We start from the raw sequence: 15589 nt of genomic DNA, 5'->3' as shown, positions 1-15589 counted from the left end.
AGTTGATGATTAAATTTTAGCTTCTCTTGATCTACAACTAAGCGGCGAGCTTGGCTATTGGCTAAACTGCTGGCCGTTTTAGGCTTGGCCTAAGTTTTCAGTATTGAGTGGTTGTTGTGCAGTTAGATTTATACGTAAATACTTTAGGTCGTCATCTTAAGCAACAGTTTGGTGGCAAGGTTCGTAAGCTTAGTGTGGATGGTGATTTTACCTGCCCAAATCGTGACGGCAGCATTGGCAAGGGCGGTTGTACTTTTTGTAACGTAGATGCCTTTGTTAAACCGCAGCAGCATATGATGCCGATAGGTGAGCAGCTCGATGCTCGCAAAGCCGAGTTAAAGCATAAAGACATTCGTTATCTGGCCTATTTTCAAGCCTATACCAGCACCTATGCTGAAGTAGAATACTTGCGAAATATGTATCAACAGGCTCTTGCTGACGACTCTGTTGTGGGCTTGTGCATCGGTACTCGCCCAGACTGTGTGCCTGATGCGGTGTTAGAGATGTTGGCCGAATACCAAACTCAGGGGAAGGAAGTTTGGCTAGAACTCGGGGTACAAACTTCCCATGATGAGACCTTAAAGAAGATTAATCGCGGCCATGATTTTTCCGCGTTTCAACAGGCGGTCGCACGTGCTCACCAGCATGGTTTAAAAGTATGTGCCCACCTTATTTTGGGTTTACCTGGCGAACAGCCTGAGCACTATATGCAGTCGCTTAAGGCGGTTTTGGCCGAAGATATTGCCGGCATTAAGCTGCATCCCTTACACGTGGTTGAGGGAAGCACCATGGCTAAAGCTTGGCAAGCGGGCCGTTTAGAGACCATGACTCAGCAGCACTATGTTGAGCAAGCGGTAAAGTTGATTCGCCATACCCCTGCTCATGTGGTCTATCATCGAGTGAGTGCTCACGCTAGACCTCCGGTTTTACTGGCGCCAAATTGGTGCCAAAACAAATGGTTAGCCCTAACCGATATTGCTAAAAAACTGGCTGGCGAGGGCCCACAAGGCAGCGCGCTAGCCAGTAATTGAGTAAGCTAAATGTGAGCTAATTGCTTGTTTAGTAAATGATTATTTTCTTATGTCATATAATCAGGTAAAGTAGCTTCGGTTGCAGAAAAAATGGACAATCGATGCACGAAAGTTTTTACCCTACAGTCTGGATGCAGGCTACTATTGCGCTTCTAAGCATACTGCTAGTTATAGTTATTACTATGTGGGCCTTAGCTCGCAGAAAAGTGCGCGCCCAACGTGCTGCAATGGTGAAGTCGCCGGCTGCTCAGCTGATGATTGACCTAGAAGCCAAACAGGTTATTTTTGCCAATCCTCGTGTATGTGAGTTATTGCAATTAGCTAACAATGGTAAACATTGGCAATTTTCCGATTCAGCCCACCTTGAACAATTGTTAGAGTTACTAAAGCCCCATCAGTCCTCAGCTAACATTGAAGGTGTTCACTGGCTGGTGAGTTTCCCTCAGCAAACGCGGGTTTTGCTGCTTTACGCCAGTTTAACTGCGCATAATGGCCGAGAAGTGTGGTTCATTAATGCTTACGAAAATGCTCAAGGTTATTCTTATTTAAATAGGATTGAGCAAGAGCAAAAACTGTTTGCTAACGTGCTTAATTCCATTCCAGAATTTATTTATTTTAAAGATGCTAATGAGCGCTTACTGGGCTGTAATCAGGCATGGGCGGGTTTTCATGGCTTAAAGCCGGGCGAACTTACTGGTAAGAAACTGAGTGATTTTTTAACCCGCAATGAATTAGAACGCAGCCAAACCTACGATGATCAGGTGCTAGCGGGCGAGCCTTGCCAACATACCGAATGGTTTAGTGCCCCAGATAGCCGACAAATTTTGCTGCAAAACAATGTCTATCCACTTAAGAACCAACAAGATGAAGTAACCGGTGTGCTTAATGTGTCTTACGACGTAACCAAGTGGCACGAGCTTAACCGTAAACTGGAGCACGAAAACCAAAACCGAATCAGCTCTGAGAAAGAGTTAGGACGGCAAAACAACCTTATTCGCACGGTGTTTAACTCCACTCCCGATCCACTGGGTTTTATTGATGATAAGGGTAACTTTGTTGGCGGGAACGAACCCTTCGCAAAAATGTTTGGCTATACCAGCGATGAGCTTTTAGGTAAGCACCTTACAGAGGTCTTGAGTGAAGAACAGCTAGAACAACATCAACTGCAAAACCGACAGATCCTTGAAGACGGTAAGCCGCTTCGTTATGAAGAGCTGGTGTATTTAGATGATGGTCATCAAATTTGGTATGAAGTAATTAAAGGCCCGTATTTTGATGATGTGAGTGGCGAGCGCGGCATTATCTTTATCACGCGTGATGTCACTGAGCGTAAAGCCACAGAGCAGCAATTGGCTGACGCAATTATGCAGTTACAAGAACTTAGCTTTATCGACAGCTTAACCCAAGTAGCCAACCGTCGTAGCTTTGATGAAAAACTACAGCAGCTGTGGTTAACCCATCGTCGTGAAGGGATAGAGTTAAGTTTGTTATTACTGGATATTGACTGCTTCAAGCAATATAACGACAACTACGGCCACCAACAAGGCGACGAAGCCCTGCGACAAGTGGCTAAGTTAATAAGCCGCTCAGTGAAGCGAGGTTCCGATTTAGTGGCCCGTTACGGCGGTGAAGAGTTTGCTATTTTGTTGCCTAACACCGGCTGCGAAGGTGCTAAGCAGATAGCCGAAACTGTATTAAACAATATGGAGCAAGCAAAAATCCCTCACGCGTTTTCTGATGTTAGTGATTTTGTGTCGGTGAGTATTGGAGTGGCCAGTGTTATTCCACAACAAGGGGTGGATTACGGCGAGCTGGTAAGGGTGGCAGATTTACAGCTTTATCGGGCTAAACATCAAGGTAAAGCACGATACTGCAGTGCTGGTGATAGCGCGATTGAGGACGTAAAAGCAGCGCCCTAGAGGCTCCCCTAATAGGCGCTGTATCCTTGTTCTATTCCTTTGGTCACTACACTGACTGCGTCATGAGCATGCAAGCTTTCCAAGTGATTTACTCTTAGCCAAAAATCCACTAAGTCGTCACGGCCATTTAAACTATGTTGTAGGCGGCGAGCGGCGTCTTCACAAAACATTAGATTTTGACCATTAAGGCGGGCAAATTCTTGCTCGTCTTCGCGTTTAACCGCGGCTTGTACTGGGGTTTTTAAGCTGCTTTCCACTTCATCAATTAAGCTAATAATCGGAATGTCTCGCTGCTCCTGGCTAATTTTTACTTTGAGCTGAGCAATACTGCGCTGGCTGTGCGGCGTTGCGACTATGCCTTCATTGCTGCCAAGCCAATGATGCACCGCTTCACTGGAAACTTGCTCATCGGCAAATTGTTGTTTGAAGGCCTGCTGAATAAGCTGGCGCGATAGTGCAGCCGAGCAAGGGCAGGTGGATGAATACGGAACCTCTATTTCTAGCTCGATGGTGGTTTGTTGCTGGTGGCGTGTGGCGGTGATTGAAATCGGGTAAGCCTTCCATCCCGTTTTGCCTGACAACAGCGATTTCCGGCGTAAATGATAGTCAAAACTAAAGCGAACCTGCGCTTGGTCACTTAAATCTTGATGACTTTCAATAAACTGATCCAAAACGCGGTGTAATCCCGCATAATCCAACACACCTTCGTTAGATAATTGGTCCAATATCAGATACAAGCGAGACATGTGAATGCCTTTTGCTTGTGGGTCATCTAAGCTAACAAAGGCTTCAATTTTAGCACTTACGCGGCTAGCTGCTTGTGCTTCAAATGCCAGCATAATGGGCATTTCAATTTGGCTCATACCTACCCAATCGAGTTTTCCTTCGGTTTGGGCGCGGCTTGAGTTTGCTACGTCAGGCATTGCTGTAGACATGCACTTAGTACTCCACAAGGGGATGCTTGAGCTAGGCTCATTGCATTTAGATGACATCAAAAAGATGGGCTGTTATACCATAAAAGCTAAGTTAATATTAACCATCTTTATATTATGGATTAGCTAACATTTGCTTAGCTTGCTCGCGCTAGAAAAGGAATCGGGCTTAATGACGCCACTGAAAAATCTCGCCACTTATTACGTTCATTTATTATCTCGATTGGGCGTTGTTAAATTCACCATTAGCTTAGCCAGCGCCATTATACTGGTGGCTTTGGCGATACAGATGAGTGTGACCTTAGCACTTACCGGTAATGTATCCTCAGTGGATTTAGTTCGCTCTGTATTCTTTGGTTTAATTATCACACCTTGGGCGGTGTTTTTCATGTCGGTGGTCGTTGAGCAAATAGAAGACTCTCGCCAGCGCTTAAGTAAAATGATCCGCAAGTTAGAGAAGATGCGCTCTCGCGATCTGCAACTTACCAACAAGCTTAAAGCCAACATTAGCCAGCTTAACAAGGAGATTGACGAGCGCGAGAAAGCCGAGGCAGCGCGCCGTCAAGCAATGACCAAGCTAGAGCAAGAAATAAAGCAGCGTCAACGTGCTCAACAAGAGTTAGAAGAACACTCTGCATTGCTGCGCAGTTTTATCGATAGCTCTCCCGACCTGGTGTATTACCGTAATGAGCAAGGACAATTCTCGGGCTGTAACCTGGCTTTAGAGCAATTGGTAGGGCGTTCCGAAAAGCAGCTAATCGGTTTAACGCCCTACGATGTTTACCCGGAAGATATTGCCGATAAAATTGTTGAAACAGATCATCAGGTATTCGACAACGATGAGCAGCTCACTTACGAGCAGTGGTTAGAATATCCTGATGGACGCAAAGCCTTTTTTGAACTGCGAAAAGTGCCGTTTTACGGACGCAATGGTAACCGCTTGGGTTTGCTGGGCTTTGGTCGAGACATTACTGAGAGAATGCGCCAGCAAGCTAGCATTGAGAAAGCCAACCGCGATAAAACCCAGTTCATCTCTACCCTTAGCCACGAGCTGCGCACACCGCTCAATGGAGTAGTGGGTTTAAGCCAAATGCTGCTAGATACCCCGCTTAATGATGATCAGCGTAAACATGTAAAGACCATCTTATTAAGCGCCACTACCTTAGGAAATATCTTCAACGATATTATTGACCTAGATAAGTTAGATAGGCGCCGATTTGCGGTGTCGCTAGAGCCAATGGACTTTAAAGCGCTAGTGACCGACATTGAAACACTCACTAAAATGCAGTTACAAAGTAAGGGCTTAGCCTTTCGCTTTGAGCAAATAGGCCCTATTCCCAATAGCATCATGGGTGACCCAACGCGCTTGCGCCAAGTGCTGTGGAATTTAACCCATAACGCGGTTAAGTTTACCGAGCAGGGTGAAGTCGCCTTAACCATAAAAGCCGAGCCTTTATCTGAGCAAGAAGTGCAACTGGAGTTAATCATTGAGGATACCGGCCCAGGTATTCCGCAAGATCAGCTAGAAGAAATCTTCGCTATGTACTATCAGGTTGAAGGCAGTAAATCAGCTACCGGAACTGGTATTGGTTTGTCGGTGTCTCGTCAGTTGGTAAGGGCAATGGGCGGAGACATTAGCGTAAGCAGCAAAGAGGGTGAGGGCTCATGTTTCAGCGTTAAGCTAAAAGTGACACTGGATGCCATTCCCGACGAAGCTGAACAAATAGACCATCCACCGCTAGACATACTATTAGTTGAAGACGTAGAGCTAAATGTCACCATTGCTAAAGCCTTACTCGAAAAACTTGGCCACTACGTTGAGGTGGCCATGAGCGGTGAACAGGCTATTGAGGTGTTTGACCCAGATAACTTTGACTTGGTGTTATTAGATATTCAGCTGCCAGATATGAGTGGTTTTGATATTGCCAAGCGCTGGCACGAGCAGTTTGCCCAGCAACATTTACCGCCTTTGGTGGCGCTTACCGCCAATGTAGTAAACAGTAAAAGCGAATTTGCCAAAGCCGGCATGGTTGATGTTATTCACAAACCAATTAACCGCAATGCGGTAGTGCATTGCTTTAACAGTGTATTTGCGATTGGTGAAGAGCCAGAAGCTGAGCCAACGGTAAGCCCCAAGCAAGCATTAAGTCGCAGCTCCATGCCCATTTTGGATTTAGATTTGGTGGAGCAGTTCTGTGAGACCATTGGGGTAACAGTGCTTAACGACAGCATCAATTTGTTCAAGCAAGTAATGCCTGATTATATGAAAGTACTCGAGAGCAACTTGTTTGCTAAAGACCAAGACGGCATTGCTTCTGAGGCCCACAAAATTAAGGGCGCAGCCGGCTCGATAGGTTTGGCGAGGATCCAACGTTTAGCCAATAAGATCCAATCACCAGAATTACCCGCCTGGTGGGATAACGTGGAAGACTGGATTCACCAACTTAGCCACGATTACCCAGAAGATTTGAAGCTACTAGATAAGGCAGTTGCCGACTTTAACAAGCCTGATTAAAGCCTTAAGCAAAGTTAACCAGCAATAAAATCATTAGCGGGCAGAGCAGGCTAAGAATAAAGCCACTGGCGATGGCAACCGGTACTAATTGGTTGCCGCCTGCTCGCTGCAGCATAGGCAGAGAGAAGTCCATTGCGGTAGCCCCAGCATAACCAATAGTGGCAGCGGGTGAGCGTTGCATTAAAACTGGGATTAGTAGCAGGGTGATTAGCTCACGGCTTAAATCGGCAAAAAAGGCGGTGCTGCCGATTAACGGAGTGGCTGCTTTACTTAGCAAGGCACCCGATAGTGAATACCAACCAAAGCCGCTGCTCATGGCTAAACCTAGGTTTAGTGGTAAGTCGAACAAGTACGCAGTAATGGCGCCTGCTGGCAATGAGCTCAGTACCAAAACTAGGGCAATAATTAAGCCGCGTCGGTTAAGTAGCATTTGGCGAACACTAATCCCAGCACTGCGTAGCTCGATACCAATACAAAAAATTAGCAGAATAAGCGCGTATTCGGCCAATACTGATTGAGCGGGTAATTGCTGTTGATAAGCCAGACCCGCAACTAAACCGAATAACAGTAGAGCAATAAGTAAAGCCGGTTCTTTAAACATAGCGAGTTTGTTATTACTTTTTTTGTGTATCGGTTCAGCGGTTGGCATTGCCAAATAGCGACCCACAAAGTACAGCGCACTCAGGTTAAAGATAAGCAATAAACCCACTAACACAGCACTTTGGCTAAATAGCTGAATAATGTTTTGGCCAAGGTTATCAATAAAGGCCAAACCATAACCCATCAAAAAGAGAATCAAGTAGAGCATCCAGCTACTTAGTCGGCGAATGGTAACTAAGGCCGAGGGATGTTTTACGGGAATCATGTAACCGACAACTAATGCTCCTAAAATCATCAATAAGCTGCTATACATCTCTATTTCCTTATTCGCGCGGAGCTGAAATATAGCAAGGAAGTGAACGACTCTCCAAGTGGAGTTTTGTAAAATGGTTTTTGGCGAAGTCTTCGATGTACTAGAGGCCTTAAATAGGGCTGATTAATCTATTGCTGATTGGCTTTAATTTATTTATTAGCTGAGCGAAACGGCAGGCTTAACAAGCCTTTGAGTTGGCGGTTATCTTTAGCATTGGGCCAGTGGCTTAAGCCAAATTTTAGTTTCTCATGGCCATCTTTAGGTTGAGCCAAATATGTTCCAAATATCCTATCCCATATAGCCAGGTTAAAACCGTAATTGGCGTTGTGTTCATGATAGTGCTGAGAGTGATGTACTCGATGCATATCAGGAGTCACTACTAGTTTTCTTAATATGCCATCCAGCCTTAAAGGAAGCTTTAGGTTGCTGTGATTAAACATCGCCATAGCGTTGAGTATCACTTCAAACAAAAACACCGCTAATACCGGTACGCCTAACAACAAAATCAACCCAAGCTTGATCAGCATCGACAAGATTATTTCAATGGGGTGAAAGCGTAGCCCAAGGCTTACGTCGTAATCAGGGTCTACATGATGCATGCGATGAATCCGCCACAGCCAAGGAAGAGTGTGAAATAGCCTATGCTGCCAGTAAATGGCTAAATCTAGCAGCACAACGCAAATAGGCGCGACGAACCAAGCGTTTAGTTCTAGTTGATTAAACAAACCCCATTGCTGGTGCTTAGCCCAGCTAGCCATAGCTAATGTGGTAATTGGAAATACCAGCTTTAAACACAAGCTATTAAGTAAAATTAAACCCAAGTTTGCCGGCCAGCGTTGGCTGCGGGGAATGCTGCGCTGATGCCTTGGCCAAGCTAGCTCAAGCAGCATAAAAAGGGCCAATAGCCCTACAAAAATTACTAAACGCCAAAGCTCGAGTGTTTGCATGGACCAAAGTATACTAAGCATCGTTAAAACAACAAACAAATCTGAACTAAGATTAGTTTATTGTTAAAAAGCTTTGTTTGATTTTTGGAGTTAGCTATGGACGTGCAACAGTGGTTGAAGGATGCAGCTCAAACTTTTGACATGCAACTGGGTATTATCAGCAATATTCAAGATAATCGTTATGTAGTGCTTGCAGCATACTCTAGCCTTGATTTAGTGCGCGCTGGGGATGAGTTTCCAGTAGACATGACCTACTGCGCTGACGTAATCAGTCAAGAAAAGATATTGGCTTATCAACAAGTAGGAGCGATGACTGATATGTGCTTGCACCCTTGTTATCAAGCAATGCATTTAGAAAGCTATATTGGTATTCCCTTAGTCAAGCGTGGTGAAATTATTGGAACACTTAATTTCTCCTCTTTAGAACCAAAGAAGCAAGGGTTCTCAGATAATGATATGGATAAAATTCAAATGCTAGCCAATGAGTACTTAAAACAGGCAGATTTAGCAGTTGATTAAACTTGTTAAAAAATTTACATTTCGTTTCCCTTTTTTGATAGCGATAACATTCTACACTTCTTAGCAAGGCTATTTTTTTCGATTGCTTTAGTATGTTTAAAGCAGTGTTTTCTAACTTTAGCCGTAATTTGGATGAGTGATTGCCAAGCAGTATGACCAGCCCTAAAGCCGATATAAGAACTATCAACATTGATGCCCTAAAAGAAGGTATGTTTGTTGTATCCATCACCAGCCAAACCGGCAAAACCAGCATTGCTCAATCTGGGCGTATTACTCAGGCGAAGCAAGTTACAGTTCTAAAGAATAAAGGGGTAAAAGTTGTAAATGTTGATTGGTCCAGAAGCGTATTTGCTGAACAGGACTTGGATCAAAAATCTACCGAAATAAGCAGCTCAAGTAGCAAACCCAAGAAGCGTAGCGGCGAAAGCGAAAAGCAAGCGGCAAAAAAGCTGTTTAATGAAGCTAAAAGTTTACAGTCGAAATACTTTAAGCAGTTACAACAAGGCGAACCCATTGATATTGAACCAATGGAGAAAGCTGCCGAAGGTTTAATTGATTCACTCGAAAACCAAAGCAACGCCATGTTGTGTTTGGCCAAAATTCGCGCCAAAGACAAATACCTAATGGAGCATTCTCTTAACGTGGGAATGCTACTGGCATATTTTGGGCGCTCGCTGGGCTTGAATAAAGCCAAACAAAAACAGCTGCTAATGGGCGGAATGCTGCACGATATTGGCAAAATCAATACGCCTGATGAAATCTTGCATAAACCCGGCAAACTTACTGACGACGAGTTTGTTATCATGCGAGAGCACGTGGTGCATAGCCATAATATTCTAAAGGCTCAAGAAGGCATTAGTAATATCATGCTGGAGATCGCCAGCAATCACCACGAGCGTTTAGATGGCCTTGGATACCCTAACCAATTAAAGGGCGACCAGTTATCTGCTTATACTCGTATGGCTAACATTGTTGATTGTTACGATGCACTGACCGCTGACCGAGTCTATAAAAGTGGCATGCCACCTACTGCTGCTTTCCGTATTTTACTCTCGGGTGTAGGCACGCAGTTTGATAAGGTATTAGTAGAAAAGTTTATCCGCTGTATGGGCGTGTACCCGGTTGGTACCTTGGTTAAATTGAAGTCTGGGAAATTGGGAGTGGTGGTAGAACGTAATGAGCTTAAACCTCTACAGCCAGTGATTAAGCAGGTTTTCAATACCCTAACCAATACCCACACTGAAGTGAAACTTCTCGATTTAAGTAAGTTCTCACATGAGGAAATAGAAAGCTCGGTATCGGCGCGTGACTACGGAATATCCTTAGACAGATACTTGTCTGAATAGCCAAATATTAAAAGGGATTAAGCTTTGCCTAATCCCATTAAAGATTGTTTAGTGATGGTGCTTCATTTTGTGCATTACTTTTTTAACTGGCACAGTGAGCTGTTGCTGGCTGCCATCAGAAAAAACCAGCTTTAACGCTAGCTCTTCACCCTCAGCAAATTTCGTTTGTAGGTCAAACAACATTAGGTGCAAACCACCAGGCTTTAACTCTACAACTTTCCCCGAAGCGACCTCTATTTGCTTAACTTGGCGCATTTGCATCACATCGCCGTCCATTAACATGGTATGCAATTCCACACGACCCGCCGCAGGCGTGCTAGCAGATACCAAGCTCACCTCTTGTTCACTGGTATTGCTCATTTTCAGGAAGATAGCGCTGGTGGGCGCATTAGGTGGAGTGGCTCTCGCATAAGCCTCGCTTACTGTTATGGCGGCTTGATTGGCGGCCAGATTAAAGCTAAATAAAAGACTGAGAGCGAGCAAGATTGAGCGCATTGTTAATCCTTATTTTATTGGGGAAGTAATTGTTGAATTTTGGCTACTAAAGGCTGTGGGTCTAGGGTGTGTGGCACCTTCGCTAGTAACTCGCCTTTAGCATTTAAGAAGTAAAAAAATGAGTTGTGGTCAACGCTGTATTCCAGTTGTGAGTCGGGAATATCTACATACTTATAATATACCCCCAAGCTTTGGGTTAAGCCTAATAGCTGACCTTCCTGTGGGCTTAACCCGACAATATCAGGATGAAAATAGCCGGCATAGGTGCTGACGGTTTCTGGGTCATCACGTTTGGGATCAACACTTACAAATAGGCTTTGAAGCTGCTGGCGTTGTGGCTCCGATATACCTTGCAAAGCGGCGCTAAGTACCGCTAAAGACGTTGGGCAAACGTCTGGGCAATGGGTAAAGCCAAAGTAAGCGATATAAAGCTGCTTATTCTGGTTTAACTCGGTAAAGCGCCCATCACTGCTGGCTATTTTGAACAAGTTGGCCGGTACGGTAGTAATCACCTTATTGCTTACCGCTGCTTGTTTAGGGCTAGAGTCTGCAGAAAACCATTGAAAACTCATAACTCCGGCTAATCCACTAACAATAATTAGAGCAATCCATGCTAGGTATTTCATTGGCTATCTACCTCAAAACTAAGAGCAACAGGTTGGGTGGGGTCTAAAGAAACAATTTCTGCTCGCCAGCGCATTTTTCCAGTGTTACAAATCGGCAGCAAAATATCCGATTGATAGTGACCATTTTCGTTGGGCTCGAGCTGCAGCTTGATTTCACCCATGTACATTTCTATCCCTTGTAAACGGAGTTCTAGGCTTGGAGGGTTTTCCTGATTGGTGTTTAACTCAAAATGCTGGCTTAACATGGCGGGAAGTTGGTCACTAGGTAAAGTTAATTGCCATGTTTGCTCATCAACTTGCCACTCACAGCGACCATTATGCAATTGTTGGCAGTGCTCAAAGTTTAGTGCTTCAAGCTGTTGTTGTTGCCAATAACTTACACCGATGCCAAGTCCAAAAGCGCCAGCAATAACTGCTAATACCAGTAATAATTTCTTAGTTAAACCAACCAATTAACCATCCATTGCGTGCTTGGTTTCACGCCACCATTGCAAGTAGGGCTAATCTACTCCGCTTGAATTAATCTCACAAGCCTTAATAATTAAATAGCTGCAGAGTGAGAACTATTTCCGGTTCTTTGGGTCTGTTTATTAAAGGAGGTGTTATGCAAATGAAGCCTTTTAGATGGATACTGATATTGATACTCAGCGGCTTGCTGAGCGCCTGTGGTATGCGCTTTGTGTATAACAACCTTAACTGGCTGGCTTACTGGTACATCGATGATTACATCGAAATGAACAGCGAGCAAAAAGCAGCTTTTAAGCCCATGTTAAAAAGCTGGCTGGTATGGCATAGGCATGAACAGTTGCCGGTATACTTGGCCCAGCTACAGCTGTTTCATGCACAAATCAATAGTGGTATTAGCCAACAACAATTATTAGAGCAAGTTGACGCTTGGCAAGAGCATTATCGTGTATTGGCTGGTCATGTGTATCTTGATGTAGCGCAGCTCGCACAAACTGCTTCTTCGCAGCAGCTTTCAGATTTTATGGCTAAGCTAGCTGAGCAACGCGAAGATAGCGACCGTCAACAAAGCCATTATGATTACCGTATTGAACACATCTCTAACAGTGTTGAGCGCTGGCTTGGCGATGTATCACCTAAACAACAACAGGTGATAGAGCAGTTGGCTAAGCAGCTAATTGATACTCGCGCTGATTGGCATAACGTGCAAAGTCGCTGGCAGCAATATCTGGCTTATTCTCTAAGTGGACAAAGTAAGTCGGAAAATTTTGAGCAAGAATTTTATGTATTGATGGTGAATTCAGAATCACTCTGGCCGCCGGGCTTAAGCGAGCGTTTCTATCATAATCGGCAATTGTGGGCACAAGGCATGAGCGAAATATTAGCCCTGGCCAATAAACAACAAAAGCGTCATATCTTAGCTAAGATAGACGCTTATATTGAAGATCTTCAATCACTTATAGAAGACAATCCACAACCTGCAAAGCCAGCTGTGGTGGCAAAGCTAGTTAAGCAATTAAAGTTTACGCAGCCACTTTTAGTGGCGCACTGTTGTCTTCAAACTTCATTGGACGACCAACAGGCAAAATAGTACGGCCATATTCAGCATTAAGCACTTGGGCCATTGCAAAATAGATAGCCGACAGACCACAGAAGATGCCTTCGTAGCCAGCAATAGTGCCAATCAATTCACTGCCAGTGAAATCGCGCAGTGCCAATAGCGCAAACAAAATGGTCAAGCTGCCGAATACTACTTGTTTAGCTGTTGGGTAACGTAATGAGCCCACAAACATGAATGCAGTGAACAAGCCCCAAAGTGCTAAATACCAGCCCATAAAGGTATGCGGGCTCGGCTCGGCTAAGCCCATTTTAGGTAGTACCAACAAACCGACTAGAGTTAACCAGAATAAGCCGTAAGAGGTAAAGGCAGTAGTACCAAAAGTATCACCGCGTTTGAAGCACATAATCCCTACAATTACTTGAGATAAACCACCGTAGAAAATGCCCATAGCCAAAATCATTGCATCAATTGGAAAAAATCCGGCATTGTGAATGTTTAATAACACGGTAGTCATACCGAAACCCATCAATCCAAGTGGGGCTGGGTTAGCGGTAGTAGTATTGCTCATAGTAGATGATTCCAAATAAAAGGTTAAAAAAAGCACAGTGCTCCAAGGGCCGTGCATTATCTGAGCGAGCATACTTGATAGGTGTGATCTAGATCAACAAAAGCTTGGTTTTTATAAATTGTATTACTAAATAAATTTTTCTATCGTAAAGCTTAAATTTTTAGCATGTGTGAAGTACCAAAAATGCCGCATTGTATTGTTGAATATTCTCAAGACTTGAGTGAGCAAATTACTATTAGTGATATCTTAGCTAAGGCTTTTAATTTACTGAAAAATAGCGGTGAATTTGAGCCCGCGGCAATTAAGCTGCGAGCCATTGCATATCAAGATGTATTGAGTGGTTTAGACGATCACAGCTTCTTACATATTCGTTTGCACATTCTTTCCGGAAGAACGACTGAGCAAAAGCTAGCCTTAACCACTGCGCTAGTAGAAGGATTAGCTGCAGAATTACCCATGGTTAAAAGTCTTAGCGCTGAAGTGTTAGATATTCAGCGCGAGAGCTACATAAAACGAATTAGTTAGCGGTTTAACCTAACTCAAATTTATCTAGTAGGGTGAGGCGAGTAAGGGCTAGCTGAGTGTGCTTGGCTTGCTCGATAAAGCGTAAGCAACCTATTTCACAAAACAGTAGATCTTTGGTCACCGGATAAAGAGTGAAGCTGAGCTCGTTGTCTTGTAAATCTTTACAGAGCAACTTAAGCCCCTGCTTTTCACAATAACTAATGCTGACATAGTCATGCTGGTTACCGTAGTCACCAGCGAGGTGACTTAAATCTTGCAAACTTTGTCGCTCACTTTTAGGTGCTGGATTAGTTTGTTCAAATAGCCACGTCCAAAAGCTATTGGTGGCATAAAAATCATCCCAAATATTATGCTCATGCTGCGGATACCAAGTACTTTGTAGCTGAGCTTGACGCTCCATTTGACCGAGCTTATTTGCTAGCTCTACCGAAAATTCTGCTGGAATTACTGAGTCTTTTAAGCCGTGAGCTAACCAAATTGGCAGCTGGTTAAGGCGTTGGTATAGCTCTTCGCAAACGGGGCGAGGCGGTAAGTTTAATGACCACGGTGCCAAGCGATTTGGGTCACCCGCCGCCAATACACTTAAGGCTGCAAAACGCTGTGGCTGGGCTAAGGCTAAATTGGTCACCCCAAATCCGCCCATGCTTAAACCGCTTAAATAAATTCGCTGTTTATCGATAGGAAACTGCTGCTCTATTTGATCGAGCAAGCTAATTAGCTCGGCTATAGCCCAGCCATCACGGGCTTCTGGTACATGTGGGCTAATACAAATAGCGTCTAGGTGATGGTGTTGTAAGTAGCTATTGGGGCCAAAATTGAGCAGCATTTCTATTTCACCGCCAATTTCCCCTCGACCGTGCAGAAACAGCACCAAAGGGTAGAGCTTATCGCTATCGAGCGTGCTTGGCTGACTCAGTAAATACTGGTAGGAAGGCTTATCTAAATGGGTATGCTGCTGAACAGAGATGGAATGAGAATGCGCTGTGTTCACGTTAAGTTCCTTTAACTAAACCCTAACGTGAACCATCATAGCGAGTTGTGGCAATTAAAAATAGAGACGAACCACCGATTCCACCACACAAGCTGGGCGACGACAGCCCTCAATTTCTACGGTAATTTCTTTTACTAGCTCTAAGCCTCGCTTAATCGGGATCACTTTGGTTAAGCGGGTGCGAGCTCTAATCCGGTTATTTACCTTAACTGGATAAGGGAAACGAACTTGGTTGATGCCGTAATTCACCATCATTTTTGCCGATGGATAAAGTGGCTTGTCTGGGTCGACACTCTCGGTAAGTGCTGGCAATAAGGACAAGGTTAAAAAACCATGGGCAATGGTGGTTTTAAAGGGAGACTCTTCTGCGGCGCGCTGCGGATCGGTATGTAGCCATTGGTGATCTTTAGTGACATCAGCAAATTGGTTAATTCGCTCTTGGGTAACATTGAGCCAATCACCAATGTGAATCTCTTCACCCAGCTGCATCGACAGCTCTTCTAATAAGGCTTCAGCTTTAGGATGTAGCTCTATGGTTTCTTTAAAGCTGGCTTGTTGCTCACCATTGGAACTTAATTGATGCTCTCTTACCCAGTTAACTAATTGACTATCATGGGCTTTATTTAGAAATTCAATCCAGTGATCGCGAATAGCTGGAGACAACCAATCTTTTAGTTCGAATGGGTTTTGGGCTAGCATTTCACGCTTTTTCTTAATAAAATCAACTACTTTCATAT

16 protein-coding genes are annotated in these 15589 nt (G+C 44.2%); 7 read left to right on the top strand and 9 right to left on the bottom strand.

Annotation, left to right across the window (positions count from 1 at the left end; all coding sequences use genetic code 11):
• Positions 1 to 116 precede the first annotated feature (116 nt).
• Both mnmL and K5609_RS17990 read left to right on the top strand, forming a co-directional pair.
• Positions 117 to 1031 (top strand): tRNA modification radical SAM protein MnmL/YtqA, encoded by a 915-nt coding sequence (gene mnmL, locus K5609_RS17995; protein ID WP_221074846.1) that lies wholly within the window; start codon positions 117 to 119, stop codon positions 1029 to 1031.
• 101 nt (positions 1032 to 1132) lie between these two features.
• A complete protein-coding gene (locus tag K5609_RS17990; protein WP_221074845.1) occupies positions 1133 to 2950 on the top strand; it encodes a sensor domain-containing diguanylate cyclase in 1818 nt (605 codons plus the stop codon).
• 8 nt (positions 2951 to 2958) lie between these two features.
• Here K5609_RS17990 and folE2 read toward each other — a convergent pair whose 3' ends face one another.
• Positions 2959 to 3885: a GTP cyclohydrolase FolE2 gene (folE2, locus tag K5609_RS17985; protein ID WP_221074844.1), complete on the bottom strand. Its 927-nt coding sequence runs from the start codon at positions 3883 to 3885 to the stop codon at positions 2959 to 2961.
• A gap of 169 nt (positions 3886 to 4054) precedes the next feature.
• Here folE2 and arcB point away from each other — a divergent pair, with 169 nt between their 5' ends.
• Positions 4055 to 6397 carry an aerobic respiration two-component sensor histidine kinase ArcB gene (gene arcB, locus K5609_RS17980; protein ID WP_221074843.1) on the top strand — a complete coding sequence of 781 codons (2343 nt, stop codon included), beginning with the start codon at positions 4055 to 4057 and terminating at the stop codon, positions 6395 to 6397.
• A gap of 4 nt (positions 6398 to 6401) precedes the next feature.
• Here arcB and K5609_RS17975 read toward each other — a convergent pair whose 3' ends face one another.
• Entirely contained in the window at positions 6402 to 7310 is a 909-nt protein-coding gene (locus K5609_RS17975; protein ID WP_221074842.1) for a LysO family transporter, read from the bottom strand.
• Between the two features lie 149 nt (positions 7311 to 7459).
• Positions 7460 to 8257, bottom strand: a complete 798-nt coding sequence (locus K5609_RS17970) for a sterol desaturase family protein (protein ID WP_221074841.1) — start codon at positions 8255 to 8257, stop codon at positions 7460 to 7462.
• Between the two features lie 96 nt (positions 8258 to 8353).
• On the opposite strand from K5609_RS17970, the gene K5609_RS17965 reads away from it, so the two are divergent.
• Together K5609_RS17965 and K5609_RS17960 are read left to right on the top strand one after the other, a co-directional pair.
• The gene (locus tag K5609_RS17965; RefSeq protein WP_221074840.1) at positions 8354 to 8776 is read left to right on the top strand and encodes a GAF domain-containing protein; all 423 of its coding nucleotides are present in this window, start codon (positions 8354 to 8356) and stop codon (positions 8774 to 8776) included.
• 140 nt (positions 8777 to 8916) lie between these two features.
• Positions 8917 to 10122: a cyclic di-GMP phosphodiesterase gene (locus K5609_RS17960; RefSeq protein WP_221074839.1), complete on the top strand. Its 1206-nt coding sequence runs from the start codon at positions 8917 to 8919 to the stop codon at positions 10120 to 10122.
• A gap of 48 nt (positions 10123 to 10170) precedes the next feature.
• On the opposite strand, the gene K5609_RS17955 is transcribed toward K5609_RS17960, so the two are convergent.
• Genes K5609_RS17955 through K5609_RS17945 form a run of 3 tightly spaced genes read right to left on the bottom strand, consistent with a single transcriptional unit; the run spans position 10171 to position 11695 of the window.
• Entirely contained in the window at positions 10171 to 10617 is a 447-nt protein-coding gene (locus K5609_RS17955; protein ID WP_221074838.1) for a copper chaperone PCu(A)C, read from the bottom strand.
• Between the two features lie 14 nt (positions 10618 to 10631).
• On the bottom strand, positions 10632 to 11243 hold the full coding sequence (locus tag K5609_RS17950; RefSeq protein ID WP_221074837.1) for an SCO family protein: 612 nt from the start codon (positions 11241 to 11243) through the stop codon (positions 10632 to 10634).
• Entirely contained in the window at positions 11240 to 11695 is a 456-nt protein-coding gene (locus tag K5609_RS17945; RefSeq protein ID WP_221074836.1) for a hypothetical protein, read from the bottom strand. The genes K5609_RS17950 and K5609_RS17945 overlap by 4 nt, the downstream gene beginning before the upstream one ends.
• A 152-nt stretch (positions 11696 to 11847) precedes the next feature.
• Between K5609_RS17945 and K5609_RS17940 the strand changes: the two genes are divergently transcribed.
• On the top strand, positions 11848 to 12798 hold the full coding sequence (locus K5609_RS17940) for a DUF6279 family lipoprotein (RefSeq protein ID WP_221074835.1): 951 nt from the start codon (positions 11848 to 11850) through the stop codon (positions 12796 to 12798).
• On the opposite strand, the gene K5609_RS17935 is transcribed toward K5609_RS17940, so the two are convergent.
• The gene (locus K5609_RS17935) at positions 12731 to 13336 is read right to left on the bottom strand and encodes an acetate uptake transporter (RefSeq protein WP_221074834.1); all 606 of its coding nucleotides are present in this window, start codon (positions 13334 to 13336) and stop codon (positions 12731 to 12733) included. The genes K5609_RS17940 and K5609_RS17935 overlap by 68 nt on opposite strands.
• 183 nt (positions 13337 to 13519) lie before the next feature.
• On the opposite strand from K5609_RS17935, the gene K5609_RS17930 reads away from it, so the two are divergent.
• Complete coding sequence (locus K5609_RS17930; RefSeq protein ID WP_221074833.1) at positions 13520 to 13861, top strand: 5-carboxymethyl-2-hydroxymuconate Delta-isomerase; 342 nt, start codon at positions 13520 to 13522, stop codon at positions 13859 to 13861.
• 4 nt (positions 13862 to 13865) lie between these two features.
• On the opposite strand, the gene K5609_RS17925 is transcribed toward K5609_RS17930, so the two are convergent.
• Both K5609_RS17925 and K5609_RS17920 read right to left on the bottom strand, forming a co-directional pair.
• A complete protein-coding gene (locus tag K5609_RS17925; RefSeq protein ID WP_221074832.1) occupies positions 13866 to 14852 on the bottom strand; it encodes a carboxylesterase family protein in 987 nt (328 codons plus the stop codon).
• Between the two features lie 54 nt (positions 14853 to 14906).
• Positions 14907 to 15587, bottom strand: coding sequence for a MaoC family dehydratase (locus tag K5609_RS17920; protein WP_163133204.1), 681 nt, complete (start codon positions 15585 to 15587; stop codon positions 14907 to 14909).
• Positions 15588 to 15589: the final 2 nt, after the last annotated feature.

It is taken from the genome of Agarivorans aestuarii, from assembly GCF_019670125.1.
In the GTDB taxonomy this organism is placed as follows: domain Bacteria; phylum Pseudomonadota; class Gammaproteobacteria; order Enterobacterales; family Celerinatantimonadaceae; genus Agarivorans; species Agarivorans aestuarii.
Note: the sequence above shows the minus strand (reverse complement) of the source record. Positions and strands in the feature narration are given on the sequence as shown.